Consider the following 25505-nt stretch of genomic DNA (forward strand, 5'->3'; position numbering starts at 1 on the left):
TCTAGACCTGTCTTCCGCACGTCCGTGCGGTGAGACAGTTGCTTGATCCCTTGTTCGGACCACGTCGGGATGATCGCGATCCGTAGTGACGGGTCTGGGACTGTTCGTGGCTGTGTCGGTCGCCAGGGACTACGGGCCGCCGAGCGTCGAGAAGCCGCTCGGCGCGCTCCCCGTCGTGCGCGACTACCTGGACCGCCTCGGCCTCGTGGACACGATCGATCGGCTCGCCCCGATCCGCGACAAGGTCAACCGGGCCACCCACGGCGAGGTCATCGCCGCGCTGGTCGCCAACCGGCTGACCTCGCCGACCCCGCTGCTGCACGTCGCGACGTGGGCCCGGGAGTGGGCGGTCGAGGAGGTGTTCGGCGTCGCGCCGGACGTTCTGAACGACGACCGGGTCGGTCGGGCGCTTGACGCGCTCGCCCCGGTCTGCGAGGCCGTCGTCGGCTCGGTCGGCGCCGCGGCGATCGCCGCGTTCGGCCTCGACGTCTCCCGCGTCCACTGGGACATGACGTCGATCTCGCTGCACGGTGCCTACCCCGAGGTCGACGAGGACTACGCGACCCCGAAGTACGGCCGTCCCAAGGACCGCCGGCCCGACCTCAAGCAGGTCCAGACCGGCCTGGCGACCACCGGTGACGGCGGGATCCCGCTGGTGCACCGCGCCTACGACGGCGGCGCTGGCGAGGTCTCCCAGGTCACCGGCGCGATGCGCGCGCTGACCCAGCTCGCCGGCCCCAGGCGCTTCCTGCTGGTCGGGGACACGAAGCTCGTCTCCTACGGCAACCTGACCGCGCTGACGTCCACGCCCGGAGTCACGTTCCTCGCGCCGGCGCCGAAGGCGGTCGTGCCCGCGGACGTCCTGGCCAGCCAGGACTGGGCCACCGCCACGATCATCGACCACGTCGCGGCCCGGGACCGCGACAAGCCGATCCACGAGCGGGCGGCCTACCGCGCCCGCGAGGGCGTGACCACCCTGCGCGGGCCCCGCAAGAAGGACCCGCCGGTCACCGTGCGCACGGTGTTCGTCTGGTCGTCCGCGAACGCGCAGGCCGCGCAGGCCGCCCGCGCGCTCAAGCTCGCCCGCGCCCGCGACGACCTCGACACCCTCGCCCGCGCCGCCGGCAGCCACCACCTCTACCGCACCGAGGCGGCGGTGCAGGCCCGCCTGACCCTCCTCGCGACGAAGCACCGTGTCTCCCGCTACCTCGTCGCGGCCACCAGCGTCGACCCGGACACCGGGAAACCGGCCCTGGCCTGGCACTTCGACCAGGCCGCCCTGGACGCCGAGGCCACCATCGACGGCTGGTACGCCCTGCTGACCAACCTGGACCCCGAGATCGGTCCCGCCGAGGTCCTCGCCCGTTACAAGGGCCAGGAGGTCTCCGAACGGCGCTACGGCACGTTCAAGGGCCCGCTCGCGGTCACGCCGATGTTCCTGCACTCCAACCAGCGGATCCACGCCCTCATCCACGTGATCTGCCTGGCCCTGCTCATCTTCTGCCTGGTCGAGCGCCAAGCCCGGCTCGGCGCCGGCCCCGACGGGAAGATCCCCGGCCTCTACGCCGGCCGTCCCGCCCGCCCCACCGGAGCACTCGTCTTCGGCACGCTGAGCAGGCTGCGCCTCGTGCCCGCCCAAAGCGACCAGGTCGCCTACATCCCCCGCCCCTCGGCTCTGCACCAGCACCTCCTCGACATCCTCGGTGTCGACCCGACCCAGCCACCTTGATCAGAAACCAGGCCGGTCAACACATCGAAACCCCATGTGCGGAAGACAGGTCTAGACGGCGAGCTGGCCGGGCGCCGGGACGGAGGGGAGCACGCCAACTGCCCCCATCGACTCGTCAAGGAGGTTCGCGAGCCGGACCCGGCCCTCGGCAGCGACCCATACCGTCTGGGCGGCGTCCAGGCAGGCGAGCGCGGCGCCGGCGATCGCGACCGCGCGTGGATCGGCACTGTCGGAGGCCGCGGTGGGTGGACGTGGTGGCAGCCGGGGCGCCAGATGAGGAGCGAGCAGCTCCCGCCAGCGGGACTGCTTTTCCAGATGACGGGCCTTCAGGCTCGGCGTGTCCCGCAGCATCCGCAGGACAGCCAGCGTGCCGGTGGGGTCGTGGTCGTTGTGTTTCGCGATGACCTCGAAGGCACGACGCAGGGCTGTCCAGGCTGGCTCGTCGTCGGGGCGCTCGGCGAGGGCGGAGGCGAGTTGCTGACCGCCGTACTCGAGGTTGCCCAGGACTACGTCTTCCTTCGACCCGAAGTAGCGGAAGAAGCTGCGCTTGGAGATCCCTGCCTCCGTTGCGATCTCCTCAACACTCGTGCCGTCGTAGCCGCGTTCCACGAAGAGCCGCATCGCGATGGACATCAGATCGGCCTGCACCGCCCGGCGGGTGCGTTCCCGCAGGCCAGGCGAGAGCTCCTCCATGATCTACAGTGTAACCCAACGTCAAAACTGTCACCGGGTGCCAGGTTAGGCGTATGGTGCTCGTGGATACATCATGCGACCGGCGACGGCAGGAGCGGCCTGATGGCGGCAGACAGCAGGGTGTGGTTCGTGACGGGGTCGTCCCGCGGCTTCGGTCGTTCGTTCGTCGCGGCCGCGCTCGCTCGCGGCGACCGCGTCGCGGCGACCGCGTCGCGGCGACCGCCCGCGGCCTGGGCAGCCTGGCGGACCTGGTCGAGGCCAACAGCGAGGCGATCCTGCCGCTGCGGCTCGACGTGACCGACAAGGAAGCGGTGGGTGCGGCCGTGAAGGCCGCGTACGCCCATTTCGGACGTCTCGACATCGTCGTCAACAACGCTGGGTACGGCCTGGTCGGCGCCGTGGAGGAACTCGACGAGCAGGCTATTCGCGGCCAATTGGAAACGAACTTCTTCGGCGCGCTGTGGGTGACCCAGGCCGTGCTTCCTTATCTGCGGGAGCAGGGTTCCGGTCACATCGTGCAGATCTCCTCGGTCAGTGGCCTCGCGGCGTTTCCGACTCTAGGCGGCTACAACGCGTCCAAGTGGGCGCTGGAGGGGCTCAGCGAGGCGCTGGCTCAGGAGGTCGCGAGCTTTGGGATCGCGGTGACCCTCGTCGAGCCCGGCCTTTTCGGGACCGACTGGGCCGGCTCGTCCGCCGCTCATGCCACCCCGGATCCCGTGTACGACCAGATGCGCCAGGCCATGGTGGCGATGAATGGTCAGGCCGAGGTCGGCGACCCCGCTGCCGCCGCGGCGGCGCTGCTGAAGGTCGTCGACGCGGAGAACCCTCCGCTGCGGGTCCTGTTCGGTAGCCAGCCCGCCCAGGTCGTCAAGTACATCTATGAGCAGCGGCTGAAGACCTGGGCGGACTGGGAACCGGTCGCCCGGCAGGCCCAGGGTTCCTGAGATTGAGGGGGACACAAGAGCGATGACTGTTCGACCTGCATTATCCTGCGCGTTCCCGCCGAGCTCCCGGGTCGTCGAGTACGCGACGGCCGCCGAGGAACTCGGGTACCGGCGGATCTGGCTGTACGATTCCCCGGCCCTGTACGGCGACATCTGGATGGCGCTCGGCCGGCTCGCCGCGCAGACCACCCGGATCGGCCTTGGCACCGGGGTCGCGGTCCCGAGTCTGCGTCATCCGATGGTCACGGCCGCGGCGATCAGCACGGTCGAGGAAATCTCGCCCGGCCGGCTGGTGGTGGCATTCGGTACCGGCTGGACGGGCCGCATGACCATGGGGCAGAAGCCGATGAGATGGGCCGACCTGGCCGCCTACACCCGGCAGGTGCGCGGCCTGCTGGCCGGCGAGGTCGTCGACGTCGACGGCGGCGCCTGTCAGATGATGCATGCCCCGGGATATGGGGCGCCGCGGCCGGTCGAGGTGCCGATCTGGGTGGCGCCGGGCGGCCCCAAGGGATTCGCGGTGGCGCGGGACCTGGCCGACGGCGTCATCGTCTCGGAAGTCCCCAGTGAGCAGGACCGAGGCTGGAACAACTGTGCCCTGCTCATGTTCGGCACCGTGATCCGACCGGGCGAGGACCACACCAGCCACCGGCTGATCGAGGCGGCCGGCCCCTGCTACGCCACCAGCTTCCACTACGCCTGGCACTATGCCCCACAGGCCCTGCCCGGCAAGCCGGGCGGTGCCGAATGGCTGGCTCGCCTCGAGGCCGAGCGCCCGGCGCGGGAGCGTCACCTCGCTGCCCACCAGGGTCATCTGTGCACGGTGACCGAGCGGGACCGCCCGCTGGTCGACGCGGCTGGTCCGGCGATCCTGGGCTCGGGGTGGACCGGCGACGCCGCCACGATCGCGGCCCGCCTCGACGAGGCCGGTGATGCGGGCGTGACCGAGGTGGTCTACATGCCGGTCGGTCCCAACATCCCCGACGAGCTACAGGCATTTGCCCAGACAACGAAAACGTGAGCCGCCGGCCCCTTGGCGACCACACCAGGACTGTTGCGGCCGGCCGTCGCAGTGGTCTGCGCCGGCAACCAGGATGCTCCGTCATCCTCTGCTACGAATGCGGTCTCGTCCCGCCTTCCGATAGCGACCTGCCGAGATAGATGCATGCGCACGCTTCTCGTACACTGGGACACCTGGACCGGCGAGCGCGCGGAGGCGCGGCCGACGGGGACTGCGGGTGGAGGCGGAGATACTGAACCGTGCGCATGCAACTTTCGCCCCCGGCGGGCGGCGACGGTGAGCAGCCCGGCGGCTGGGCCGGGCTCGACGCGGTCCTGCGCCGGGCCGGCGCCGCACTCGACGGGCCGCCGGAGCTGGTCGCGCTGTGGATGTTCGTCGCCCGCGCTGGCCGCGCGCTGCGCGCCCTCTCGGAGCCGGGGCTGGCCGCCGTCGGGATCGACACCTCGGATTTCGCGATCCTCGCGGCACTGTGGTTTCGCGGCGAGCCGTTCCGCGCATCGCCCGGGGCGCTCGCCCACGACGTCGGCCTGTCCCAGAGCGGCACCGCCCGCGCGCTGCAGCGCCTCGAGCTGCGCGCCGCGATCCGCCGCCACGGCCACCCCGCCGACCGGCGGGCCACGATCGTGGAACTCACCGACGCCGGCGCCGCATTGGTCCACCGCCAGCTCGCCGAGATCTCCGCGACGTTCGCCGACTGCCTGGACGCCCCGGGCGGCACCCCGGAGGGTGACACGGTCGACCTGCGGCTCGTTGCCGCAGCCTTCGCCGCGTTCGCCGACCGCGTCGAGCACGCCGTCCGCGCGAAGACGGTGCCCACGCTGCCGGAGCCCGCTACCACGCCGAGGCACTGATCGCGGCCTCGCGGCCGGGAGATGAGGACACCCATGGGCCCGGCCGGGCGCGCGACGATCGTCGGCCTGCACAACACCCGCCAAGCCCGTCGGCGCCCGCGCCGCTGACCGGGCGTTCGCCACCGCCGGGCTCGCTCGCGCGGATGTCGACGTCGCCGAGCTCTACGACCCGTTCTCCTTCGAGGTCATCCGCCAGCTCGAGGCGTTCGGGTTCTGCAAGCCTGGGGAAGGCGGCTCCTCGACTGGTTCGAGCTCGACAACGTCTGCTGGGAGTCCGACTTCCCGCACTCCGACTCCAGCTGGCCGAACGCCCCCGAGGACGTCATCGCCAACCTCGGCCACCTCCCCGACGACACCATCAACAAGATCACCTATGAGAACGCGTTACGCCATTACCAGTTCGACCCGTTCGCGACCCGGCCCCGAGAGCAGTGCACCTCGGGGGCGCTGCGTGCCGGGGCGACCGACGTCGACGTTGTCACCCGCGTCGGCCGGGCCGCGGACGAGCGCGACCTTGCCGCCTGGAAACGGATGACCTCTCACGCCGGGCGGGCCTGACCGATGGCCTCATACCCCCTCGATGACGTCCGCGTCCTGGAACTGGCGACAGGGATCGCCGGGCCTTACTGCGGCAAGCTGTTCGCCGACGCCGGCGCCGACGTTGTCAAGCTCGAAGGCCCAGGCGGCGACCCGACCCGGTCCTGGTCGGCGTCCGGCGTGCATGCTGACGGCGACGGGGCGCTCTTCAGATTCCTGAACACGTCGAAACGCTCCGTCGCCGCCGGCATCGACAGCCCGCGCGGCCGGGCGCTCGCCGCCGCCGCCGACGTCATCGTCGTCGGCGGCGACCTGGCCGCGCAGCCCGCCGGCCCCGGCCCCGCCTTCGTACGCCAGCTGGCGGCGGACAGCCCGCGCGCCGTCGTGCTCGCGATCAGCCCCTGGGGGCTCGTTGGACCGTGGCCGGACGAGCACCGCCCGGCGAGCGAGTTCCTCTTACAGGCGCTGTGCGGGTCGATCGCGTGGCGCGGTGAGCCCGCCGGTCCGCCGATGCAGGCCGGCGGCCGGCTCGGTGAGTGGGCGTCCGGCGCCTATGCCGCCGTCGTCGGCCTCGCCGCGCTGCGTGGCGCCCACCTTCGGCCAGCACAACGACGAGGTCTATGGCGACCTGCTGGGTTTCATGGCCGACGAGATCGACAGATTGCGCGAGAGAATGCTGATCAGCGAACGGCCGGCTGGTGTCTGACGTGATGGCTGGACCCGCGCGGCGATGTTGGTCCCGGCCCCTCCCCGCTCCGTCGCCACCAACCTGATCTTCAGCGACACGATCTACCAGCTGTTCCGCCCCGACCTCGACGTGGCGGCCCGACTGCGAGGAGAACCGACCATGGCCATATCCGACGACCTGCCGGCGCTCGCGGTGCCGGCGCGTGAGATCCCGGTTCCGCGGTCGGTGAGCCCCCAGGCGCGGGCCATGCTGGCTATGGGGCGGACGGAGACACGCGAGTACCCCGCCCTGGATGACGCCGACGCATGGCGGGCGATGATCAAAGCCGCGGACGAGGCGGTCCTGTCCATGCTGCTCGGGCGGGCGTCGGGACTCCCGTCCGACGTGGAGGAGATCGAGGTCGCCGGGGTTCGGGTCTACACGATCAGGCCCCAGGACGTGCCCGTCGACGACCGGCGCGTATTCCTCGACGTTCACGGCGGTGCCCTGATTATGGGCGGTGGTGAGTGCTGCCGGGTCATGGGTGCCGGTACCGCCGCGCGCGTCGGCGCACCCGTCTGGGCGGTCGACTACCGGATGCCACCCGACCACCCGTACCCGGCGCCGCTGGACGACTGCGTCGCCGCCTACCGCGCGCTCCTGGAAGAGCATCGGCCGGATGAGATCATCGTGGGTGGGGCGTCGGCCGGCGGCAACCTGGCCGCCGCGCTCATCCTGAGAGCGCGCGACGAGGGACTGCCGTTACCGGCGGCCGCGGTGCTGAACACGCCGGAAGTCGACCTCACCGAGTCGGGAGACACCTTCCAGACCAACCTCGGCGTCGACACCGTCCTGCCTCGCAGTCTGATGCCCGCCAACCTTCTCTATGCCGGCGGGCACGATCTCGCCGACCCCTACCTGTCGCCCTTGTTCGGCGACTTCGCCAAGGGCTTTCCACCCACGCTGCTCGCCAGCGGGACACGCGACCTGTTTCTGTCGAACACGGTGCGCATGCACCGGGCCCTGCGAGCGGCGGGCGTGCCGGCCGAGCTGCACGTGCTCGAGGCCGCGCCGCACGCCGCCTTCCACGGAGCCGCGCCCGAGGACCGGGACCTCGACCGTGAGGTGCGCCGCTTCGTCGACCTCCACTGGGGCAGGCTGGCGTGACGGCGGTCCGGCCTCCTTCTGGAAAGCCGGACCCACACGGTCGCCACCCTCAGCGGCTCGAGCAATGACGCCGTCAGCGGAAGTTCGCCGCGTCGCCCTGGTCGGGGAGGTCGAGCAGGGCGGCGTAGTCGACGAACGCGCGTAGGGTGTTGCCACCGTCCACGGTAAGCAGTTGTCCGGTCACCCAGGAGGACTCGGGTCCGGCGAGGTAGCGGACGGCCTGGGCCTGGTCCTCGACCTCGCCGTGCCGGTTGAGGGCCTGGTTGGCCAGGAACTGGGCCATCATCGCCTGGTTCGTGAGGGCCTTGGCGGTGGTCGGGGTTCGGGTCATTCCCGGGCGGACCGCGTTGACCCGGATGTTGAGCCGGCCGAGTTCGTCGGCGGCGACCCTGACCAGCTGGTCCACCGCCGCCTTGCCGGCGGCGTAGGACGCGATGTACCGGGTGGAGAGGGTTGCCGCGGTCGAGGAGATCGCGACGAACGAGCCGCCGCCGGCGCGCACCATCGCCTGCCCGGCGTACTTGAGCAGCAGGTAGACCGGGCGGACGTTGCGGTCGATCTCCTGGCTGAACTGGTCGTCGCCGTACAGCAGCACCGGCCAGATGCCGCCGCCGCCGGGGACGACGACGGCGATGTGCAGCCTGCCGTCGTCGGAGGCCGCATCGACCGCTTCCCGAACCTGGGTGCCGTCGAGGGCATCGGCGACGTGGTGGGCGACTGTGAGCCCCTCCTCGGCCAGCGTCTTCGCGGCGCCGACGAGCTTGGACTCGGTTCGACCGACGATCGTGACCTGGGCTCCGTCCCGCACGAGCAGACGGGCGGAGCCCAGGCCGATGCCGCTGCCACCGCCGATCACGATGGCGTGCTGTCCGGCCAACGGCTTGCTCATTCCCGGCCTCCCTGGGCGGTGGTGGCCGGCGGGCGACCCGGGGGCGTCGGGGGCCCGGCCGGCGACTCTTCCGATGGTTTTCCGGTGCGGGGCGGTGGCCTGTATCGAGCCTGGCGAGGCCTACTCGAACGAGCCGCCGCCGTCCACGTGCAGGGTGAGCCCGGTGACGTAGCCGGCGTCCGGGCCGGCGAGGTAGACCGCCGCGCGGCCGATGTCGTGTTCGGGGTCGCCGACCCGTTTGACCGACAGGCCGGCGACCGCCTGCTCGAGCTCGCGTGGATGCTGGTCGAAGAATCGGCGCATGCTCTCGGATGAGGCGAACGGGGCGATGGCGTTGACGGTGATGCCGTGCTGTCCCCATTCCCGTGCGGCGGCCTTGGTCAGCCCGCCGACGGCCGCTTTCCCGGCGATGTAGGTGCCGAAGCCGGGCAGGCCCTGTAGTTCCGATCCGGAGCGCAGGTTGATGATCCGCCCGTCGCCCTTCAGGTGCGGGAAGGCGGCGCGCATGAACGACAGTGTCGCGCCCGGCCCGGTCGCCAGGGCCAGGGCAAGATCCTGGTCGGTGGCCTCTTCCAGGGGCACCCCTGACCGTGCCGCCATCGCGTTGTTGACGAGGATGTGCAGCCCGCCGAACCGTTCGACGGCCGCCGTCACGCAGGCATCCACCTGCTGGGAGTCGCGGATGTCGCAGGGGTAGGCGAGGGCCTGGGCGCCGCGTTCGGTGATTTCTTTGGCCACCCGTTCGGCGTTGTCGGCGTCCAGGTCCGCCACCGTGACGCGGGCGCCTTCGGACCCGAGCGCCAGCGCGATCCCGCGGCCGATGCCCTGGCCGGCTCCGGTCACGATCGCCACCCTGCCGTCGAGGACGCCCATCTGCATCTCCCCTTCCAATTCCCGGGCTCCGCCTCGCGCCGAGGCAAACCGCGGCTAAAATATACAATCTACACTATGGTTCATGGTGGAGCTCAGGCGCTGGCCCGTCTCACGGTTTGATCAGGCTGGAACACGATGCCTTCACCGTCTCGACATACTTCTTGTCCTTGAGGCCCACCAGCGCCGCGCACGGAACGTTCACGACGTGGTTGATCGGCCACTGCGTCGCCGGCAGGGCTCCCTCCACGCTGTGCGTGAAGCCGCTGTTGGCGCTCTCGAGGAAGGAGTCGACGGTCAGGTCTCTCCCGGTCTTCTCCAGCACACTCAGGAAGAGGTCGGCGGACCAGTACCCGGCCAGCGCGGGCAGGCTGAGCACCTGGTTCGGCCTGGACTGGCGGCTGATCGGTGTCGACATCTCCGCGCCCCAGGTCGACCTCGCCCGCCGCAGGGGCCTCATCGCGGTGGTCGCCAGCGCCGGGCGGCTCCCACTTGGTGACCAGTCCGTCGCTCGTGCCGAGAGGAGTGCGTGCCAGTTCCGCGGAATGATGAGCACGCCTCCGGGTCCTGGCCGCGGTCTGGTGCGGTTGACCGCGCGAGTAGATGGTACTAATAATACTAGCACTATGAGATGGGCGGTTGATCATTCTTCGCGGGAGGCATTGCCACTCCAGATCGTGGCGTGTGTACGCCGGGGCGTGGCTTCGGGGGAGCTTGCCGTCGGCGAGCAGCTGCCGCCGGCGGCCGAGCTGGCGGGGGCACTGTCGGTCGACCGCAACACGGTGTTGGCCGCCTACCGGCAGCTGCGCGACGACGGCGTGCTGGAGTTCCGTCGGGGCCGCGGGGCACGGGTCGCGTCCGCCGTCACGGAGCCGGCCCCGGTTACCGAGGCGGCCCAGACGCTCGTGGCTGTTGCCCGCCAGCACGGCCTGGGGCGCCACGACCTGCTTCGCCTCATCGAGAAGCTGACGTGACACATCGAGAGGATGGTGCCCAATGACGGCATCCGAGCTACCCGGCCAGGGCCGGTACTCGATCTACACCGGCCGAGTGACGAACTGGCCGCTGGTGGTGGCTCTCGGCGCCGCCCTGATGGTGCCGCTGCTGCTCCTTGGAAGCCTGTCGCACGGCAGCTGGCTCGACCCGGCCGGCCCCGCGACCCCGCTGCTGGTAGCCGCTGCCGCCGTGCTCATCAACGTGCTGACCGGATTGAGCGTCAGGACGGCGGCGGGACCCAACGGGATCTCGGTCCACTGCGGGGTGCTCGGATGGCCACGCCGCACCTACCGCCTGGAAGAGATCGAGCGCGCCGAGGTGATCGACCTGTTGCCGTCGCTGTGGCGCGTGTCCCTCGGCTTCTGGTGGACCCCTCGCCACATCTACTTCACGGTCCGGACCGGACCCGCCCTGCGGCTAGCCATGCACACCGGCCGACGCGTGACGATCACCGTACCGGACCCCCACGCCGCGGTCACGATCATCCGCGAGGCGAAGTCCGCGTGACAATTCGACTCGACGTCGAGTACGCCTTGCCCCACTCGGTCTCCGCGACAACGCACGGAAATGGGCGTGCTCGCTGGATGAGGACGAGCTGATCGAGCATTGGGCGCCAACCCCCGGGTCCGCCGAACCCAATAACAAGTCGGCACTTCACCGCCGTTCACCTCACGAACGTGTCACGGTGCCTTTCCAAGAATTGACGGAGTGACGTGGCCTGCCGTCCGATCACCGTCTCGATAGTGTCGTAGACATCGGCCGGGTCGACCAGCGAGCCGTTGATTGTCCGCTCGAAAGTGTTGCGGACACAGCTCATGTAAATGGGATCGTAGCCTGCCGCGACCATTTGCTCGTAGAAGATCCGCGGTTCCGCTGGCTCGTACCGCCAAGGCCGTCCCGTTACCTCACCGAGCAGGTCGGCGATCTCGGTGATCGACGCGGCCTCGGCGGCGAGGTCGTAGGCGCGTCCGTGGTGTGGCTTGGGATCGCGCAGCACCGTGGCCGCCACGGCGGCGATGTCGCCGATGTCCACCCAGTTCGGCCGCCCGTCGCCGACGAAGTGGGTGAGAACGCCGGGCGCCCCCAGGCTGAGCCGCAGATTCTGCATGAACCCGGATGGTCGTACGTGCGTGAAACCGAGCCCGGAGCGCTCGATGTACGCCTCGACGAGCTGATGCCAGATGAAGTGGGCGACGGTGGTGTCCTCGGCGGCGGAGACGCCGAGATGAACCACATGAGATACTCCCGCCCCATTCGCCGCATCGACGGCCGCCTTGGATTGGGCGAGCATCCGGACGTCATAACCGGTGAGAATAAATACCTTGTCAATCCCCTCAAAAATCGACTGGATAGCGTCCAGCCCGCCCGTCTCCGCGTCGTCCAGATCGAGATGACGCACCTCGATCCCGCGTTCCCGCAGCGGGCGTGCCGCCTCCTGTCGGCGGGTGGCGGCGACCAGACGAAGCAGCCCCGTCTGGTGATCGGGAACGAGTTCGTCGATGAGCGCCGAGCCGATCGCTCCGCTGGCTCCGATGACCAGAACTGCTGGTGGCGACATGTCCTCTCCCTTGGGTCGAGTCTTCGGCGTGCCGACCTGAAGGAAGGTAAAGCCTCACGTCAGCGTGAGGGTCAAGCGATTAGAATAGCGATCATGCGAATCGGTGAGTTGGCGCATCGCACCCGGGTGAGCGTCCGGGCCCTGCGCTACTACGAGGAACAAGGTCTCCTGGTGCCCGCCCGGGCCGCCAACGGCTACCGTGAATACCCCGAAGCGGCCGTCGATCTGGTCAGTTGCATCCAGTTGTTGTACGCGGCGGGTCTGTCCAGCGCCAAGGTCGCCAAAGTGCTTCCCGCCGCATGCCGCGAAACCAGAGGCATGGTCGTCGTGTCCGCCGAGGTCAACGGGGAACTGCAAGGAGTGCGCGCCCGCCTGGCGGAGGAGATCGAGGAGCGCCAGGCGTCGCTGCGCCTGCTCGACGAGGTCATGGCGGCCGCATGCCAGGTCGGCGCCCGGAAGGCCGCGGCTTAACGGCCGCTGCGTTCAGGCCGCTGTAGCGGCCCGGGCGTTGAGGCCCTGGAGTCCTAGCTCTGAGATGCCGGACTGATCACATGGCAGGACGGGAGTATCGAGCCGAGCGCAGTGGGCCGATGTCACGCATGGATGACCCTTTCAAGATGATCTTCCGGCGGTCGATGCGGGTCGAGGTCCGGACGGTGTTCGACAAGCCCGTCAGGACGCGACGTGGATATCGACGACGCGTCCTTCGGGGTCGTGCAGAATGTGGTCTCCTGGCTCGAGAAAGAGATCCATCTCGCCCTGGCTTACGGTGAGGCCCAGGCGGATCATGCCGGTCTCACCTCGACTGCCCGCGGGATACAGTTCGAGAACAGCACCCCCACTCAAGGTGGCGGCATAGTGTTCCGGACCGGAACCATGACGCTCCCGCTCGAACGCGAGCCCCAGGCTTCGGTAGAAGTCGCGACAGGCGGACACGTCAGCACAGTAGAGAACGATAAGAATGATCTGGGCGCCCGCCATCCGCCCATGATATTTCCTCTACGAGGTCCCGCCACCCAAGCCTGGTCGGGTCGGGTCGGGTCGGGTCGGGTCGGACTAAGCGTCCCCGCCGGGGGCGACGCACCAGGGGTTCTCCTCGTAACGGATGTGGTACTTCGCCGCGATCGGGTTGATCTTCGCCGGATCGAGTGCGCCGTTCGTGAGAACGGTCGGGCCGGCCTCGAACAGGTCCTCAAGGTACTTCTCCCAGCCTCCGGGCGAGGAGATCTGCAGGACCCGCGGCGGTGGCGTCGACACGCGGCGCAGGGCATGCGGGACGCCCTGGGGAAGCAGGGTGAACATGCCACGCGTCGCGGTGTAGGACCGGTCGTCGAAGTCGACGCCGAGCTCACCGTCGAGCACGTAGATGCACTCGTCCGCCCCAAGATGGACGTGCCGGGGGATGTCGACGGCGACCGAGACCTCCAGCAGGGAGAACCGTCCGCCGGTGTCCTCCGTCCTCGCTTTGACCGCGAAGGCGGGCGGCAGCGGGAACCGCCCAGGGCGGATCTGGCCCTCGTCGAGCATGATGAAGCGACCGTCAGACATGATCAGCGACCTCCAGCTATGAGGTAGTTCTGGAACAGTCTGTTCCGAAGATATGGAACAGACTGCCCCACAGTTGGCAGGTATGCAAGTGGCTGATGGCCGCGTCGGCCTCAGGTCAGCCCGGGGCAGCCTTCGGCTCGGCTCCCGGCAGGCCGACGGGTGAAGAAGGGGAGGTCGCGGAGGGTGACCAGTAAGGCCGGACGTCCGTCGGGTGCGGGAACATCGGATCCGCGGGTGCTGCGCAGCCGCGCCGCCGCGCTCTCGGCGGCCCGCGCGATCCTCCTCGAGGGCGGGTCGGAGGCTGTCACCCACGTCGCCGTCGCCGCCCGCAGCGGGGTCGGACGCACAACGCTGTACCGGCACTGGCCGGACACCATCGCGCTGCTGCGGGACGTGCTCCGGGAGCAGATGGAGATCGATCACAGCGTTCCCATGGGCGACCTGCGCGACGACCTGGTCCGCGAACTGGAGGTCGTGCGCGACCAGCTGCATCAGCCCCCGCTCGAGCGGACGATGCGGACGATGATCGAGCGTGCGCCCACCCATCCCGCCTACAGCGAGCTCAAGGAGTTCCTCTATCGGGAAGGCACGCGTGTCCTCGCCGAGGTGGTGCGGACCGGTATCGCGCGGGGCGAGCTTGCCCGGCAGCTTGACCCGGACCGAGCCGTCGACCAGCTGGCCGGACCACTGATCTATCGGCGACTGCTGGCCGGACGGACGTTCACCGCCGACTACGTCCGGGATCTCGTCGACGACTTCCTCCGGGCCCACAGCCCCCGGCCGTGAACGGGCGCGCTTCGCTGCGGCATGCCCGAGACGAGGGGCGGCGAGCGCGCGGTCAGCCGCGGAAGTACGTTCGCAGGTCACCGACGAGGACGTCGGGGCGTTCCATCGCGGCGAAGTGTCCGCCGTCCGGGAACTCCGACCAGTGCACGATGGCGGAGTTGTCGCGTTCGGCGAACGTCCGGATCGTCGTGAAATCGTCGGCGAAGACCGCCACGCCGGTCCGCGAGGGGTTCACCTCGGGCTCGCGTGCCGCCCTGGCCTCCTCGAAGTGGTAGCGACCCGCGGTCGCCTGGGTGTTCGTGAACCAGTACAGCGAGACCTGGGTGAGGATCTGCTCGCGGCTCACCAGGCTGGTGCCGTTGCCGAAGTTGTTGAACAGCTCGCTCCAGGCCAGCTGCCCGACCGGTGAGTCGGCCATGGCCACCGCCACGGTCTGCGGGCGGGTCGCGTTGATCTGGTTGTAGCCGCCGACGGACTGGAACCACTTGAGGTGCTCGAGCGCGGCGTAGTCCTTCGGCTCGAGCTTCGCGAACTCCGCCGGGTCGCCGGAAGGGAACGAGAACAGCTGCAGCACATGCAGGCCGAGGAAGCCCTCCGGCTGCAGGAGACCCAGCTCGCGAGAGATCATCGCGCCGGCGTCGCTGCCGTGCACGCCGTACGACTCGTACCCGAGCCGCCGCATCAGCCTGTCGACCGTCTGGGCCACCCGCCGCATGGTCCAGTCGCGGCCGACGAGCGGCGTGCTGTAGCCGAAACCGGGGATCGACGGCACCACGACCGAGAACGCGTCGTCGGCGCTGCCACCGTGAGCGACCGGGTCGGTGAGCTGGTCGATCATGTCCAGGTAGTCGACGAACGAGCCCGGGTAGGTGTGCAGAAGCAGCAGCGGGGTCGCGTTCTCCTCCTTCGACGGTACGTGGACGAAGTGCACGGTCTGGCCGTCGATCTCGGTCAGGTAGTGCGGGAACGCGTTCATCCGGGCTTCCTGGGCGCGCCAGTCGAACTTCGTCACCCAGTACTCGACCATCTCGGCGAGATAGCTGTTCGGGACGCCGTACTCCCAGTCGTCGGTGGGAGCGGGCTGCGGCAGCCGGGTGCGGGCCAGGCGCTCGCCGAGGTCGTCAAGGTCGGCCTGCGGAACCTCGACGCGGAACGGGCGGATGTCGTTCGTGGTCTTCGTCATGGCCCCAACCTAGAAGCCGTATAGGAACACCTGGTTCCTATATATGAGACGATCTCCGGCGTGCTCGAAACATCGTCCCGGCTGCTCGCGCTGCTGGCACTCCTGCAGTCTCGACCGACCTGGACGGGATCGGAGCTGGCGGACCGACTCACGGTCACCACCCGCACCGTCCGCAACGACATCGACCGGTTGCGCGACCTCGGCTATCCCGTGGACGCGGTCCGCGGGCCCGCCGGCTACTACCAGCTCGGCGTCGGGGCGAAGCTGCCGCCGTTGCTGCTGAGCGACGAGGAGGCGGTGGCCGTCGCGATCGGCCTGCGCGCGGGCCGCGGTGTCAGCGGGATCGAGGACAGCAGCGCGCGGGCGTTGAGGAAGCTCGAGCAGGTACTTCCGCATCGGCTGCGGCGTCAGGTGAGCGCTCTGCACGAGGCGACGTCGGAGGGCCCGACGAACACCGGCAGCAACGTTCCGGACCCGGTCGTGGACTCGGCGGTGCTCGCGACGATCGCCGCGTGCATCCGGGACCACGAGCTGCTTCGCTTCGACTACACCGCCCCCGCCCGCGCGGACGAGTCGCCGCGGCGCAACGACGCGTCGGCGCCCTTCGGAGACTGGCCAGTCCTCGTCGAGCCATACCGGCTGGTGAGCTGGGAACGGCACTGGTACCTCGTTGCCCGCGGCCCGGAGACGGGCGCGTGGCACACCTACCGCGTCGACTGGATCGCGCTCCGGATGACGACCGGACGCCGGTTCACGCCGTCCGAACTGCCCGGCGGCGACTACCCGAGCTTCGTGCTGCGCGACGTCGCCCACGCCGGGTGGAAGGTACACGTGCGGATCACCGTCCACGCACCGGCGAGCGAGGTGCTCTCGCGGATCAACCCGACCGTCGGCGTGGTGGAGGCGACCGACGACTCCACCTGTGTCCTCGTGACAGGAGGAGACAGCATGGAGATCATCGCGGTCTACATCGGCATGCTCGGCTGCGACTTCACGGTCACCGAACCACCCGACCTCATCGAGCACCTCCGCGCGCTCGGCAACCGCTACCTCGGGGCCATCCAACCCCAACCCCAGGCTAGATCCTCCGAAACGCCGAGCTCCCGCCGGCGCTGACACCCCTGTGTTGTCAACCGGCCCGAGTCCAGACGCGCCGCGTCCACATCCTCGGCGTGACCGCCCGGCGGGCCATCGTTCAGGAGAACTTCGCCGCCGGCCGGCCAGGTGGCGCGGACACTATGGTCCAAGTGTCGTAGACGAGGCCGGCTGGGACGCGGTCGACGCGCTCGTCCGGTTCCTCGGCGACACTCCCACACGATCGAGGTGCCCAACGATGTCGGCGCCGCGCGGTCGGCGATCGTGGGTCAGATTTGGGGCCGACGGCGGCGGAGCCCAAGTGCGACGACGACGGCGGCGATCAGGACGATCACGGAGGTAGCGCGGTAGCCGGCTGCCATGGCGTCTGTGAAGGCATTGACGGCTTGGGTGTAGATCGTTGGTCCGAGCTGTTGTGCGGCGCCGAGTGTCTGGGAGGTGGAGTCGGCGTGTTCTTGCAGGGAGGTCGGCAGGTTGTTGGCGAAGTGGCTGGTGAGGATGGTGCCGACGACGGCGACTCCGAGGGCGGCGCCGATTTCGCGGGTAGCGCTGTTGAGTCCGGATCCCATGCCGGCGCGGGCTGGTGGGAGCGAGGTCATGATGCCTGTGGAGAGGGTTGGCACGCTGAGTCCCATGCCGGTTGAGATGGCCAGGAGCGCCAGGCCGTAGGGCGGGTAGGGAGTTGCGGAGGTGACGTAGGACAGCGCCGCGAGACCGGCGGCGAGGAGGATCATGCCGCCGGTGACGACAGTGCGGGTGCCGATTCGTCTGGCGATGGCGACGCTGCGGCGACTGATGGCGATCATGCCGATGGGGAGCGGCAGGATGGCCAGGCCGGTGACCAATGGGGAGTATCCCTTGGCGTACTGGAGGTATTGGGCGTTGACGAAGAACAGCGCGAACAGGCCGAAGAAGACGGCTGCGACGCCGATCGTCCCGGTCCGTAGCTTGGCGATGGCGAAGACCCGCGGATCGAGGAGCGGGTGCGTGCCTCGCAGGGCGTGAGTGAGGAACAGCGCGAACAGCAGCGTCGCGGCGGCGAATGAGCCGAGTACGAGCGCAGAGGTCCAGCCGTGGTCCGGGCCTTCGATGATGCCGAAGAGGAGCGCGAAGACGGTCGCGGTGAGAAGGGCCGTACCGACCAGGTCGAGGCTGGCGCGGTGCCGTTCACCGCGCGGCGCGACGCGCACCACCGCGACAGCGAGCAGCAATGCGAGTGGTCCGATGACCAGGAACAGTCCCTGCCAGGGCAGCCATTGCAGGACGAGGCCGCCGCCGAGGGTGCCGAGGGCGCCGGCGGCGCCGGTGGCAGCGGTCCAGGTCGCGATGGCGTGGGGTTTGCGTTCGGGCGGCGTGACCTGCATGAGCAGCGACAAGGTGGCCGGCATGACCAGGGCAGCGCCGAGCCCAGTCACCACCCGCCCGGCCAGCAGCATCGTGACATTCGGCGCAGCAGCCGAGAACAAGCAGCCGACCGCGAAGACTCCCAGTCCGGCGAGGAGCACGCCCTTGCGACCGATCCGGTCACCGAGCGCTCCGGCAGGGATGAGGAGGCAGCCGAACACCAGAATGTAGGCGTCGACGATCCACAACAGTTCCGTGGAGTTCGGGTGCAGGTCGCTGCCCGACAACTTCGGCAGGGCCAGGTTGATCGCGGCGACCATCGCGACCACCACCACCACACACGACGACATCAGCGCGGGCATCGCCCGCGACGGCGCCGAGCGCGCGGCGTCGGGAGTGTCGACAGACATCACAAAGGACTCCTTGGTCAGGCCAGGGCCACGCAGCGGTGGGCGTGGGAATCAGGCGGCCTGCCAAGAGGGCAGGCCGCCGCTCCGTGGGACGGACGGAGACAGGGAGGGTTCTAAAGTCCGTGCCGGCGATCGCCGAGCACGGTCTGGGAGACGCGGGCCTCCATCGCGGCGGAGAACACGCCACCAGCGGCGTAGTGGTCCTCCACCGCGCGTTCGACGTCCTCCTGTACCAGGTCGGCGTTGATGGCGATCGCCGCCGCAGACCCGGCGCCGGCCGAGGTAATCACCTGGGCACGCGGATCGACCACGTTGCCGGCGGCCCACACACCGAAGGTGTTGGTCCGGCCGGTGGCATCGACGGCGGCGAAGCCGGCCGCATTGACCTCGCAGCCCAGACCGGCCAGCAGACCATCGGCGTGCGGCAGGTTGCCGGGCCGGACGAACACCGCCGTCCGCGCAATCACCCGACCATCGACCAGCTCGACACCGACCAACCGGTCGGCCTCGACCACCAGCCGCGCGGCCTCACCGCTCACGACCCGAATCCCGCGTGCCTCCAACTGGACGCGTTCGGCTGAGGTCAGGTTGCAGGTGTGGACGAAGAAGACCACATCGTCGGACCACTGCCGCACCAGTTGCGCGTGCTGTACAGACCCGGGCTGGGTGCCCAGCACCCCGATGGGCTGGTCCCGGACCTCCCACCCGTGGCAGTACGGGCAGTGCAAGAGATCCCGGCCCCACCGCTCGCGGACTCCGGGGATCGGCGGCAGTTCGTCGCGGACACCGGTCGCGACCAGGATCCGCCGCGCCTTGAACACCCGGCCGCCGGCCAGGCGAACGAAGAACCCGGCGTCGATCCCCACCACCCGATCCTTGACCAACTCCACGCCGTAGTAGGTCACCTCGGCCCGTCCCGCGGCCAACAGGTCGGCCGGCGGCACTCCGTCGCGGGACAGGAACCCCTGCATGCGGGCCGCGGGAGCGTTGCGTGGCGCTCCGGCATCGATCACGGCGACCCGGCGCCGCGCCCGGCCCAGCACCAGCGCCGCACTCAAGCCGGCCGCTCCGCCGCCGACCACCACCACGTCATAGACCGTTGTCTCCATAGCGATCACCTCCACCCCGAGGGTTCGCCTACGGCTCGGATTTGACAACTTCTGTTGCCATTTCCGGGAACGCGTACTGGACTGGCTGGTATGGAGAACTCGCCAGCAATCACGGCCGCGCTGGCCGAAGTCGGTCCCCGCCTCAAGCGGGCGCGAGCCCAACGGGGCATCACCTTGACCGAACTGGCCGCGGCGACCGGGATCTCCAAGAGCACTCTGTCCCGGCTGGAAGCCGGCCAACGCCGGCCCAGCCTGGAACTGCTCCTACCGATCGCGCAAGCCCATCAGGTACCCCTGGACGAGTTGGTCGGCGCGCCCGAGGTCGGCGACCCCCGAGTCCGGTTCACTCCACGGCACCGCCACGGCCGCATCGTCGTCCCGCTCACCCGGCAACCAGGCGGCCCGCATGCCTGGAAAGTGATCATCCCGCCCGAACCGATCGAACCCGAACTTCGCACCCACGAGGGCCACGAATGGCTCTACGTGCTGTCCGGACACATGCGACTGATCCTGGCCGACCACGACATCACCATGGGCCCCGGCGAAGTCGCCGAGTTCGACACCCGGCTGCCGCACTGGTTCGGACCCGCAGGCGATGCGCCCGTCGAAATCCTCAGCCTGTTCGGCCCGCAAGGCGAACGCATCCACGTCCGCGCCACCCATCGCAAGATCGACAACGTGCGACCACCGTCAACCAATCGCAGCCGTACTGGTGGTCGCCGCACCATGTAGCGCACGAGCCTGCCGGAAGCACCGACGATGCAGACCCGCCTCATCGTCACGTCTGCGCCGGGCGCCGCGCCGCGACACCCTTCGTCAGCAGCCACATCGTCAGGCCGAGCTCACCAACGACAGCGGGGCAAGAAGGACCGCGCTCGCCGGACCGCCGTAGTCCGTGACAAGCAGGCCGGCGAGGCTGTCGACGGCGTAGCCGACGCCTGCGGCGACAAGCACGACGGCGAGCGCGCGCGGGACATACCGCGACCGGTACAGCAGCAGACCCGAGCGCGATCAGATGGACACCGAAGACGACGAGTGCCAACTGGAAGACGGCGTCGCGTCGGCGCGCGACCTCGACCCGCGCGGCCCTTGCCCGCCGCCCCTGGGCGATCGGCCTCATGGACTCGCGGACCAACCCGGCCCCGCCACCCTCCGCCACCACGACGCGTTGATCGGGAACCTACGCGGCGCAGGCTTCTCCCTTGCGAGCGCCGCCTCCGCGATCGCCGTTCTGGACAGCTACATCTACGGTTTCGCGCTCCAGGCACTCAGCCTGCCGTTCGAGACTCCCGCCGAGGTCGAGAACGTCGCTGCGCCGATGCTGAGCCAACTGACCGCGGACTATCCCCATCTCACTGAGATGATCAGTGGACCACGCCCTCAGGCCCGGCTACTCCTTCGAGCACGAGTTCGAGATCGGACTCGACCTGATCCTGGGTGTCCTCGACCTCGGCGCCAACGTCATCAAGGTGGAGCCGCCCGAGGGAGAGGCGACGCCACCGGCCGCCCAGGAACAACCGGGCACGCCATCATCCGCATCGACGCGGACCGGATCATCAGCTGGGGACTCGATCAACCCGATCAGCTAGAAAAAAGCAGGCGCGCCTTTCCCGCCGGGCGCAGCGCACGACCACACCACAACTGATGTTCCAGAACATTCCAATTCGCCCAGAACGGACAAGGGAAAGGGATGGCACGCCGTAGCTGCGCATGACACCGCGACGAGACCCCGTCCGGCGGAACGCAGCCCCGCTCCCCGCCCGAAGCGGACAGGACTGGGTCGTGCTGGCTGGACCGGTCCCGGGTGTGATCGACGCCCTCGGGGGTTCGAGCTCGACACACGAGCAGTCCCTCGATCTGACCGATGAGCACAGCCGCAAGCTCGGCGTCCAGGCCAGTGTCAACGCCAGCCTGTCCCAGCTCCCTGAGGCCAGTCAACGCCGCTACCTGGAATGAGCTGGACGGGGCAGACCTCAGGAACGCACTCCTGGTCCAGGCGAGTGGCGTGTGCGCGATCGCTCCCTGCACAATTGGGGGACCGCTGATGGTCAGCGCCTCCCGACGCCCGCAAGGAGCACCTCATCACCGGCATCGTCGTCCCCGAAGCGGACGGACCCACCGTCGTCGGGGGCCGTGCCGTCGGAGGCGGTGCCGTCGGGCGGTCACCGCTTGTGGTTCTCGTGCATGGAGCGCGCGACCAGGCGTCGAGCTTCGACCGCGTCGCCGAGGCCTTGGGCGGAATAGACGTCATCTCGTACGACCGCCGCGGCTGGGGCGAGAGTCCGGCCTGGGATGGCGCGCACGCCGGAATCGCCGGTCACACCGACGATCTCCTTGCCATTGTCGGGGATCGGCCCGCGACGGTCGTCGGGCACAGTTGGGGCGGCCACGTCGCGGTGGCGGCGGCCATTCGCCGGCCCGACCTCATCATGTCCGTCGGCCTCTGGGAGACGGCCATCCAGTGGGCGCCCTGGTGGCCGGTGGAGCATCGGCAACTCATCATCGACGCGGTCGAGCGGGTGAAAAGGAAGCCGCCGGGAACGCCCCAACAAGACCGCGAGAGAACGCTGTTCGTGGCGGAGGCGACGGAGATGATGTCCCCGCCGTACGACTTGGCCCGCCTGAAGGTCGGGTGCATCGCGGGCTATGGGACGGGCCCCTATCCCCTTTTCGGACCCGGCGTGCGAGCCTTCGCCGAACTCATGGGGGTCGAGTTGTTCGAGCTGCCCGACGCCACCCATATGGCCCATCGCGAGAATCCGGAAGATTTCGCGCGGTTCGTGCGGCGTGCGATCGCGCTGGGCCAGCCGACCGGAGCTTCCTGACTGCCGCGGCGTCCCGCCAGCATTCGCCTGGGTAGGTTCCAGGCCAACGTCGCCGTGTCACGTACGGTTCAGCAGTCCTTTGATCACATGGAAGGATCGTCGTCTTTGCGTTGCGCTGGGTTGTCTGGCGATCTGGTCAGGTCTCCAGGTCAGTGGGGATACCGATGGGCAGCCAGCGGATGCGGTCGCGGACGTCCGGCGGCGCGTCCGCGAACTCGCGTTCGATGACGGTCCGGGGTTGCTGGAAGTGCTTCCATCCCTCGTAGTGCACGGGTACGGCGGTGTGCGGTCGCACGGCGCCGAGCAGGTCGACGGCGTCGCGGGCGGTCATGGTGTAGCGCAGCGGCCCGGTGACCGGGAAGCGCACACCGCCGAGGTGCACCAGCGCTAGCCCGACCGGCAGCCGGTCGGCGACCTGCCGGACGCCTCCGTAGAGGACGGTGTCGCCGGAGATCCACAACACACCGTGCCGCTGTCCGTCCCAGCGCAGGGCGAAGCCGACGACGTCGCCGACGATGGGGTGGCTTAGCGGCGGTCCGTGCCGGCAGGGGGTGGCGGTGACCTCGATGGACGGTCGGCCTTGACCCTCCAATGTGGTCGATGCCCATGGGCTCAGCCCTCGCGCACCGCCGCCGAGCCGCGCCGCCCCGGACACCGTGGTGACGACCGTGCCCGCCGAAGGCAGGAGCTTCCGACCGGCATCGTCGAGGTTGTCGCCGTGGTGGTCGTGGGTGAGCAGCACCGCGTCGATGGGCCCGAGCGCGTCGGCCGGGATGGCCGGGTCGGCCAGCTTGCGGGACGAGGTCCCCCAGCCGAACGCGTACGTGCGTCCGGCCGGGTCGAACGTCGGATCGGTCAGCAGCCGCCAGCCCGCGAACTCGATGAGCACGGTCGGTCCGCCGATGTGGGTGACACGGACAGGGCTCATGACCGTGCGTGCCGCAGGGCCCAGTCGAGGACGTAGTCGGCGATCTCCTCCCAGCCCTTCTGGGCGGGCAGCAGGTGCGCGTACCCGTCGTACTCCTTGATCTCGGTGATGGTGTTGGACTTGTAGTGCTTGGCGTTCGACTGCTGGATGGCCGGCGGCATGATGTGGTCCTCGCTGCCGGAGATGAACAGCAGCGGTGCGCGGTCGTCGTTGTGGTAGTTGACCCAGGTGTCCTGGTGGCCGGGCTGGAAGTTGGCCAGGACGCTGCCCCAGAGGATCCCGCCGTTGGCGGGGATGTGGTAGCGCTCGTAGAGGGCGCGGGACTCCTCCTCGGTGAACGTGTTGGTGAACGCGTACGTCCACTGCTCGAGCGAGAGCCCGACGGACTTGTGCCGGTTGGCCGGGCTCTTGAGCACCGGGAACGTGGACTTCACCTGGGACAGCGGCGTAACTCGGACACCCTCGGTGGGCGCCGAGTTGAGCGCGACGCCCGCGGCGCCGCGGCCGTGGTCGAGCAGGACCTGGGTGAACGCGCCACCGGCCGAGTGACCCATGATGATCGGCGCTCGGTCAAGGCCGTCGATGATCCCTTCGATCTTCTCGATGATCGCGGGAACGGTGACGTCAACGATGATCTCCGGGTCGGCCCGCAGGGCCTCCACCTCCACCTCGAAGCCCGGGTATCCCGGGGCGATCACCCGGTACCCCTTCGCCTCGTAGTGCGTGATCCAGTGCTCCCAGCTGCGCGGTGTCACCCAGAAGCCGTGGACGAGAACGATCGTGTCGGGCGTGGTCATGGGTTCCCCTAGGGTGTGCCAAGGAAGGCGAGCAGGTCTTCAGAGAGGTGCTGCTTGTGGGTGTCGGCGATGCCGTGCGGCGCGCCGGGGTACACGGTGAGCGTCGCGTCCTTGATCCGGTCGGCGGACGCCTTTCCGCCGACCTCGAACGGGAAGCCGGTCTCGGACTCCACCCCGGCGACCCGGATGACCCGGATGACCCGGAGGTCGGTGGCGGCGCCGGCGGCGTGCTCGAGCAGCGCGGTCTTGCCGATGCCGGCGTCACCTTGGAGCAGAGAACGCCGCTGAGCCCCGACGCGTACGGCCACGACGAGTTCATCGAGGCGTTCGCGCTCCTTCATCCGCCCCCTGAGCACGGCTCCCCCTCGGTAACACTTCGATGGGAACCCTAGGAGCGGAGCGCGCCGGTGACGGGGCTGTGCGTGCACCGTTGTCGGCTCACCGTGCACACCAGGCGGCGCACATGGGATTTGTTCTCGACACAGCGGACCTGCCGCCGGGCGAGCGGATCGACGCGGTCTACGCGGCGATGATGGCGGCGTCCGTCCCGTCGTACGTGACCCACGAGAACCCGGACGGCGATATCCGCACTCGCCTTGAGCTCTGGGACCTCGGCGCCGCCAACATCTTCACCGCCCGATCCTCCGGCCTCCGGCTGCTCCGCACGGCGAAGCAGGCCAAGCAGGACGCCGCGCCCGTGGTCGCGCTCTCCGTCCAACTACTCGCAGACGGCCACCACGAGCAGCTCGGCCACCGGCAGATCGTGCGGCCCGGTGCGCTGATGATGGTCGACCTTTCGTCGTCGTACGACTTCTCCTGGACCGGCGTGGGCGGCGCCGGCTGCATCCAGATTCCGTTCGACCAGGTCGGCCTCCCAGTAGACGTCATCCGCCGCGCGGCGGCCAACCTGCGCTGCAGCCCGCTGTACGGCCTGGTAACCGACCACGTCGCCCACCTGGTCCGGGACGCCCCCAGCCTCAGCGCCGACCCGGCCGCCTCCACGCTCGGCCGCGGCAGCATCGAGCTGGCCCGCGCCCTCCTGGCATCCGCCGCGCACGCCGAGCCGCACGCCCGCGCCGTGCTCGCCGAAACGCTGCTCACCCAGATCCGCGCCTACTGCCGCCAGCACCTTGCCGACTCCGACCTGCGGCCGGCCGTCATCGCGGCCACCCACAACATCTCCCTGCGCTACCTGTACAAGATCTGCGCCCAGGCCGACTTCAGCCTCGAACAGTGGATCATCGGCGAGCGGCTGCGGGGCGCCCGAGAGGAACTGATGCGGCCGGAGAGCCGCCACCGCACGATCGCGATGGTCGCCCGACGCTGGGGCTTCAGCGACCCCACCCACTTCACCCGCCGGTTCCGCGGCACGTACGGCCTCACCCCGCGCGAGTGGCAGCGCATTTCCGCGGAACAGCACCGAGCCGCGAGCGGGCAAAGCTCCGAGTAGAGTCCTGCTCTGACCTTTTGCCCTGGAACCGGCTGCCCTGATCAACGCCAACGGCGAACTCCAACCGCACACCCGCTGACGGTCGAGAAGAGCGGTCAGGCGGACTGG

At 69.4% G+C, this 25505-nt stretch carries 31 protein-coding genes and 2 pseudogenes; 19 read left to right on the top strand and 14 right to left on the bottom strand.

The annotated features are described in order from the left end of the window. The first annotated feature begins 106 nt into the window (after positions 1-106). Positions 107-1729 carry an IS1634 family transposase gene (locus tag QOZ89_RS41710; RefSeq protein ID WP_312626674.1) on the top strand — a complete coding sequence of 541 codons (1623 nt, stop codon included), beginning with the start codon at positions 107-109 and terminating at the stop codon, positions 1727-1729. Positions 1730-1780: 51 nt separating this feature from the next. On the opposite strand, the gene QOZ89_RS41715 is transcribed toward QOZ89_RS41710, so the two are convergent. Beyond that, a complete protein-coding gene (locus QOZ89_RS41715) occupies positions 1781-2422 on the bottom strand; it encodes a TetR/AcrR family transcriptional regulator (RefSeq protein ID WP_071049854.1) in 642 nt (213 codons plus the stop codon). A gap of 122 nt (positions 2423-2544) precedes the next feature. Between QOZ89_RS41715 and QOZ89_RS41720 the strand changes: the two genes are divergently transcribed. The 7 genes and pseudogenes from QOZ89_RS41720 to QOZ89_RS41745 all read left to right on the top strand — a co-directional run bounded on the left by QOZ89_RS41720 (position 2545) and on the right by QOZ89_RS41745 (position 7609). Next, on the top strand, positions 2545-3366 hold the full coding sequence (locus tag QOZ89_RS41720) for an SDR family NAD(P)-dependent oxidoreductase (protein WP_312629715.1): 822 nt from the start codon (positions 2545-2547) through the stop codon (positions 3364-3366). Positions 3367-3388: 22 nt separating this feature from the next. After that, a complete protein-coding gene (locus QOZ89_RS41725) occupies positions 3389-4387 on the top strand; it encodes an LLM class flavin-dependent oxidoreductase (protein ID WP_071049856.1) in 999 nt (332 codons plus the stop codon). 239 nt (positions 4388-4626) lie between these two features. Beyond that, positions 4627-5238, top strand: a complete 612-nt coding sequence (locus QOZ89_RS41730) for a MarR family winged helix-turn-helix transcriptional regulator (protein ID WP_131804055.1) — start codon at positions 4627-4629, stop codon at positions 5236-5238. Positions 5239-5386: 148 nt separating this feature from the next. Then, positions 5387-5449 (top strand): annotated as a pseudogene (locus QOZ89_RS48490) (hypothetical protein); the annotation flags it as partial. Between the two features lie 2 nt (positions 5450-5451). Then, positions 5452-5796, top strand: a complete 345-nt coding sequence (locus QOZ89_RS41735) for an amidohydrolase family protein (protein ID WP_491677149.1) — start codon at positions 5452-5454, stop codon at positions 5794-5796. A 3-nt stretch (positions 5797-5799) separates the two neighbouring features. Continuing rightward, positions 5800-6486 carry a CoA transferase gene (locus QOZ89_RS41740; RefSeq protein ID WP_071049858.1) on the top strand — a complete coding sequence of 229 codons (687 nt, stop codon included), beginning with the start codon at positions 5800-5802 and terminating at the stop codon, positions 6484-6486. A 136-nt stretch (positions 6487-6622) separates the two neighbouring features. Then, on the top strand, positions 6623-7609 hold the full coding sequence (locus QOZ89_RS41745) for an alpha/beta hydrolase (RefSeq protein ID WP_071049891.1): 987 nt from the start codon (positions 6623-6625) through the stop codon (positions 7607-7609). 73 nt (positions 7610-7682) lie between these two features. Here the strand turns inward: QOZ89_RS41745 and QOZ89_RS41750 are convergent, their stop codons facing one another. From QOZ89_RS41750 to QOZ89_RS41760, 3 genes are all read right to left on the bottom strand, one after another. After that, positions 7683-8498, bottom strand: a complete 816-nt coding sequence (locus tag QOZ89_RS41750; protein WP_083418895.1) for an SDR family NAD(P)-dependent oxidoreductase — start codon at positions 8496-8498, stop codon at positions 7683-7685. A gap of 120 nt (positions 8499-8618) precedes the next feature. Continuing rightward, positions 8619-9371, bottom strand: coding sequence for an SDR family NAD(P)-dependent oxidoreductase (locus QOZ89_RS41755; RefSeq protein ID WP_071049893.1), 753 nt, complete (start codon positions 9369-9371; stop codon positions 8619-8621). Between the two features lie 109 nt (positions 9372-9480). Continuing rightward, positions 9481-9786, bottom strand: coding sequence for a hypothetical protein (locus QOZ89_RS41760; protein ID WP_071049859.1), 306 nt, complete (start codon positions 9784-9786; stop codon positions 9481-9483). Between the two features lie 208 nt (positions 9787-9994). Between QOZ89_RS41760 and QOZ89_RS41765 the strand changes: the two genes are divergently transcribed. Next, positions 9995-10342, top strand: coding sequence for a GntR family transcriptional regulator (locus QOZ89_RS41765; RefSeq protein WP_198543309.1), 348 nt, complete (start codon positions 9995-9997; stop codon positions 10340-10342). A gap of 22 nt (positions 10343-10364) precedes the next feature. Next, positions 10365-10871 carry a hypothetical protein gene (locus QOZ89_RS41770; protein WP_312629721.1) on the top strand — a complete coding sequence of 169 codons (507 nt, stop codon included), beginning with the start codon at positions 10365-10367 and terminating at the stop codon, positions 10869-10871. A 157-nt stretch (positions 10872-11028) separates the two neighbouring features. On the opposite strand, the gene QOZ89_RS41775 is transcribed toward QOZ89_RS41770, so the two are convergent. Continuing rightward, entirely contained in the window at positions 11029-11922 is an 894-nt protein-coding gene (locus QOZ89_RS41775) for an NmrA family NAD(P)-binding protein (protein WP_312629723.1), read from the bottom strand. 93 nt (positions 11923-12015) lie between these two features. Between QOZ89_RS41775 and QOZ89_RS41780 the strand changes: the two genes are divergently transcribed. Beyond that, positions 12016-12393: a MerR family transcriptional regulator gene (locus tag QOZ89_RS41780; RefSeq protein ID WP_071049863.1), complete on the top strand. Its 378-nt coding sequence runs from the start codon at positions 12016-12018 to the stop codon at positions 12391-12393. 201 nt (positions 12394-12594) lie between these two features. Here QOZ89_RS41780 and QOZ89_RS41785 read toward each other — a convergent pair whose 3' ends face one another. Together QOZ89_RS41785 and QOZ89_RS41790 are read right to left on the bottom strand one after the other, a co-directional pair. Further along, positions 12595-12903, bottom strand: a complete 309-nt coding sequence (locus QOZ89_RS41785; protein WP_312629725.1) for a VOC family protein — start codon at positions 12901-12903, stop codon at positions 12595-12597. 75 nt (positions 12904-12978) lie between these two features. Next, entirely contained in the window at positions 12979-13470 is a 492-nt protein-coding gene (locus QOZ89_RS41790) for a cupin domain-containing protein (protein ID WP_071049865.1), read from the bottom strand. Between the two features lie 183 nt (positions 13471-13653). On the opposite strand from QOZ89_RS41790, the gene QOZ89_RS41795 reads away from it, so the two are divergent. Further along, positions 13654-14256, top strand: a complete 603-nt coding sequence (locus QOZ89_RS41795; protein ID WP_071049866.1) for a TetR/AcrR family transcriptional regulator — start codon at positions 13654-13656, stop codon at positions 14254-14256. 52 nt (positions 14257-14308) lie between these two features. Here QOZ89_RS41795 and QOZ89_RS41800 read toward each other — a convergent pair whose 3' ends face one another. Next, positions 14309-15439, bottom strand: coding sequence for an epoxide hydrolase family protein (locus QOZ89_RS41800; RefSeq protein WP_071049867.1), 1131 nt, complete (start codon positions 15437-15439; stop codon positions 14309-14311). 60 nt (positions 15440-15499) lie between these two features. On the opposite strand from QOZ89_RS41800, the gene QOZ89_RS41805 reads away from it, so the two are divergent. Further along, positions 15500-16555, top strand: a complete 1056-nt coding sequence (locus QOZ89_RS41805) for a helix-turn-helix transcriptional regulator (RefSeq protein WP_312629731.1) — start codon at positions 15500-15502, stop codon at positions 16553-16555. A gap of 248 nt (positions 16556-16803) precedes the next feature. Here the strand turns inward: QOZ89_RS41805 and QOZ89_RS41810 are convergent, their stop codons facing one another. Both QOZ89_RS41810 and QOZ89_RS41815 read right to left on the bottom strand, forming a co-directional pair. Beyond that, complete coding sequence (locus tag QOZ89_RS41810; RefSeq protein ID WP_312629739.1) at positions 16804-18288, bottom strand: MFS transporter; 1485 nt, start codon at positions 18286-18288, stop codon at positions 16804-16806. Between the two features lie 113 nt (positions 18289-18401). Beyond that, positions 18402-19397, bottom strand: coding sequence for an NAD(P)/FAD-dependent oxidoreductase (locus QOZ89_RS41815; RefSeq protein ID WP_071049870.1), 996 nt, complete (start codon positions 19395-19397; stop codon positions 18402-18404). A gap of 90 nt (positions 19398-19487) precedes the next feature. Here QOZ89_RS41815 and QOZ89_RS41820 point away from each other — a divergent pair, with 90 nt between their 5' ends. Further along, the gene (locus QOZ89_RS41820) at positions 19488-20129 is read left to right on the top strand and encodes a helix-turn-helix domain-containing protein (protein ID WP_083418896.1); all 642 of its coding nucleotides are present in this window, start codon (positions 19488-19490) and stop codon (positions 20127-20129) included. Between the two features lie 99 nt (positions 20130-20228). Here the strand turns inward: QOZ89_RS41820 and QOZ89_RS41825 are convergent, their stop codons facing one another. Continuing rightward, the gene (locus QOZ89_RS41825; RefSeq protein ID WP_083418897.1) at positions 20229-20396 is read right to left on the bottom strand and encodes a DUF4386 family protein; all 168 of its coding nucleotides are present in this window, start codon (positions 20394-20396) and stop codon (positions 20229-20231) included. Between the two features lie 16 nt (positions 20397-20412). Between QOZ89_RS41825 and QOZ89_RS47955 the strand changes: the two are divergent. The 4 genes and pseudogenes from QOZ89_RS47955 to QOZ89_RS41840 form a co-directional block, all read left to right on the top strand. Next, a pseudogene (locus tag QOZ89_RS47955) lies at positions 20413-20706 on the top strand (TetR/AcrR family transcriptional regulator C-terminal domain-containing protein); the annotation flags it as partial. A gap of 58 nt (positions 20707-20764) precedes the next feature. Beyond that, positions 20765-20986: a hypothetical protein gene (locus QOZ89_RS48495; RefSeq protein ID WP_071049871.1), complete on the top strand. Its 222-nt coding sequence runs from the start codon at positions 20765-20767 to the stop codon at positions 20984-20986. A 193-nt stretch (positions 20987-21179) separates the two neighbouring features. Further along, entirely contained in the window at positions 21180-21353 is a 174-nt protein-coding gene (locus QOZ89_RS41835; RefSeq protein ID WP_157910535.1) for a hypothetical protein, read from the top strand. 215 nt (positions 21354-21568) lie between these two features. Continuing rightward, positions 21569-22222, top strand: a complete 654-nt coding sequence (locus QOZ89_RS41840) for an alpha/beta fold hydrolase (protein ID WP_071049872.1) — start codon at positions 21569-21571, stop codon at positions 22220-22222. 136 nt (positions 22223-22358) lie between these two features. On the opposite strand, the gene QOZ89_RS41845 is transcribed toward QOZ89_RS41840, so the two are convergent. Genes QOZ89_RS41845 through QOZ89_RS41855 form a run of 3 tightly spaced genes read right to left on the bottom strand, consistent with a single transcriptional unit; the run spans position 22359 to position 24303 of the window. After that, positions 22359-23150, bottom strand: a complete 792-nt coding sequence (locus tag QOZ89_RS41845; RefSeq protein ID WP_071049873.1) for an MBL fold metallo-hydrolase — start codon at positions 23148-23150, stop codon at positions 22359-22361. Continuing rightward, positions 23147-23947 (bottom strand): alpha/beta hydrolase, encoded by an 801-nt coding sequence (locus QOZ89_RS41850; protein WP_071049874.1) that lies wholly within the window; start codon positions 23945-23947, stop codon positions 23147-23149. Before QOZ89_RS41850 ends, QOZ89_RS41845 begins: the two co-directional genes overlap by 4 nt. Before the next feature lie 8 nt (positions 23948-23955). Next, positions 23956-24303, bottom strand: coding sequence for an AAA family ATPase (locus tag QOZ89_RS41855; RefSeq protein WP_198543312.1), 348 nt, complete (start codon positions 24301-24303; stop codon positions 23956-23958). Positions 24304-24410: 107 nt separating this feature from the next. Between QOZ89_RS41855 and QOZ89_RS41860 the strand changes: the two genes are divergently transcribed. After that, positions 24411-25397: a helix-turn-helix domain-containing protein gene (locus QOZ89_RS41860; RefSeq protein ID WP_071049876.1), complete on the top strand. Its 987-nt coding sequence runs from the start codon at positions 24411-24413 to the stop codon at positions 25395-25397. The last annotated feature ends 108 nt before the right edge of the window (positions 25398-25505 follow it).

Source organism: Pseudofrankia coriaricola (assembly GCF_032027725.1).
Lineage (GTDB): Bacteria > Actinomycetota > Actinomycetes > Frankiales > Frankiaceae > Pseudofrankia.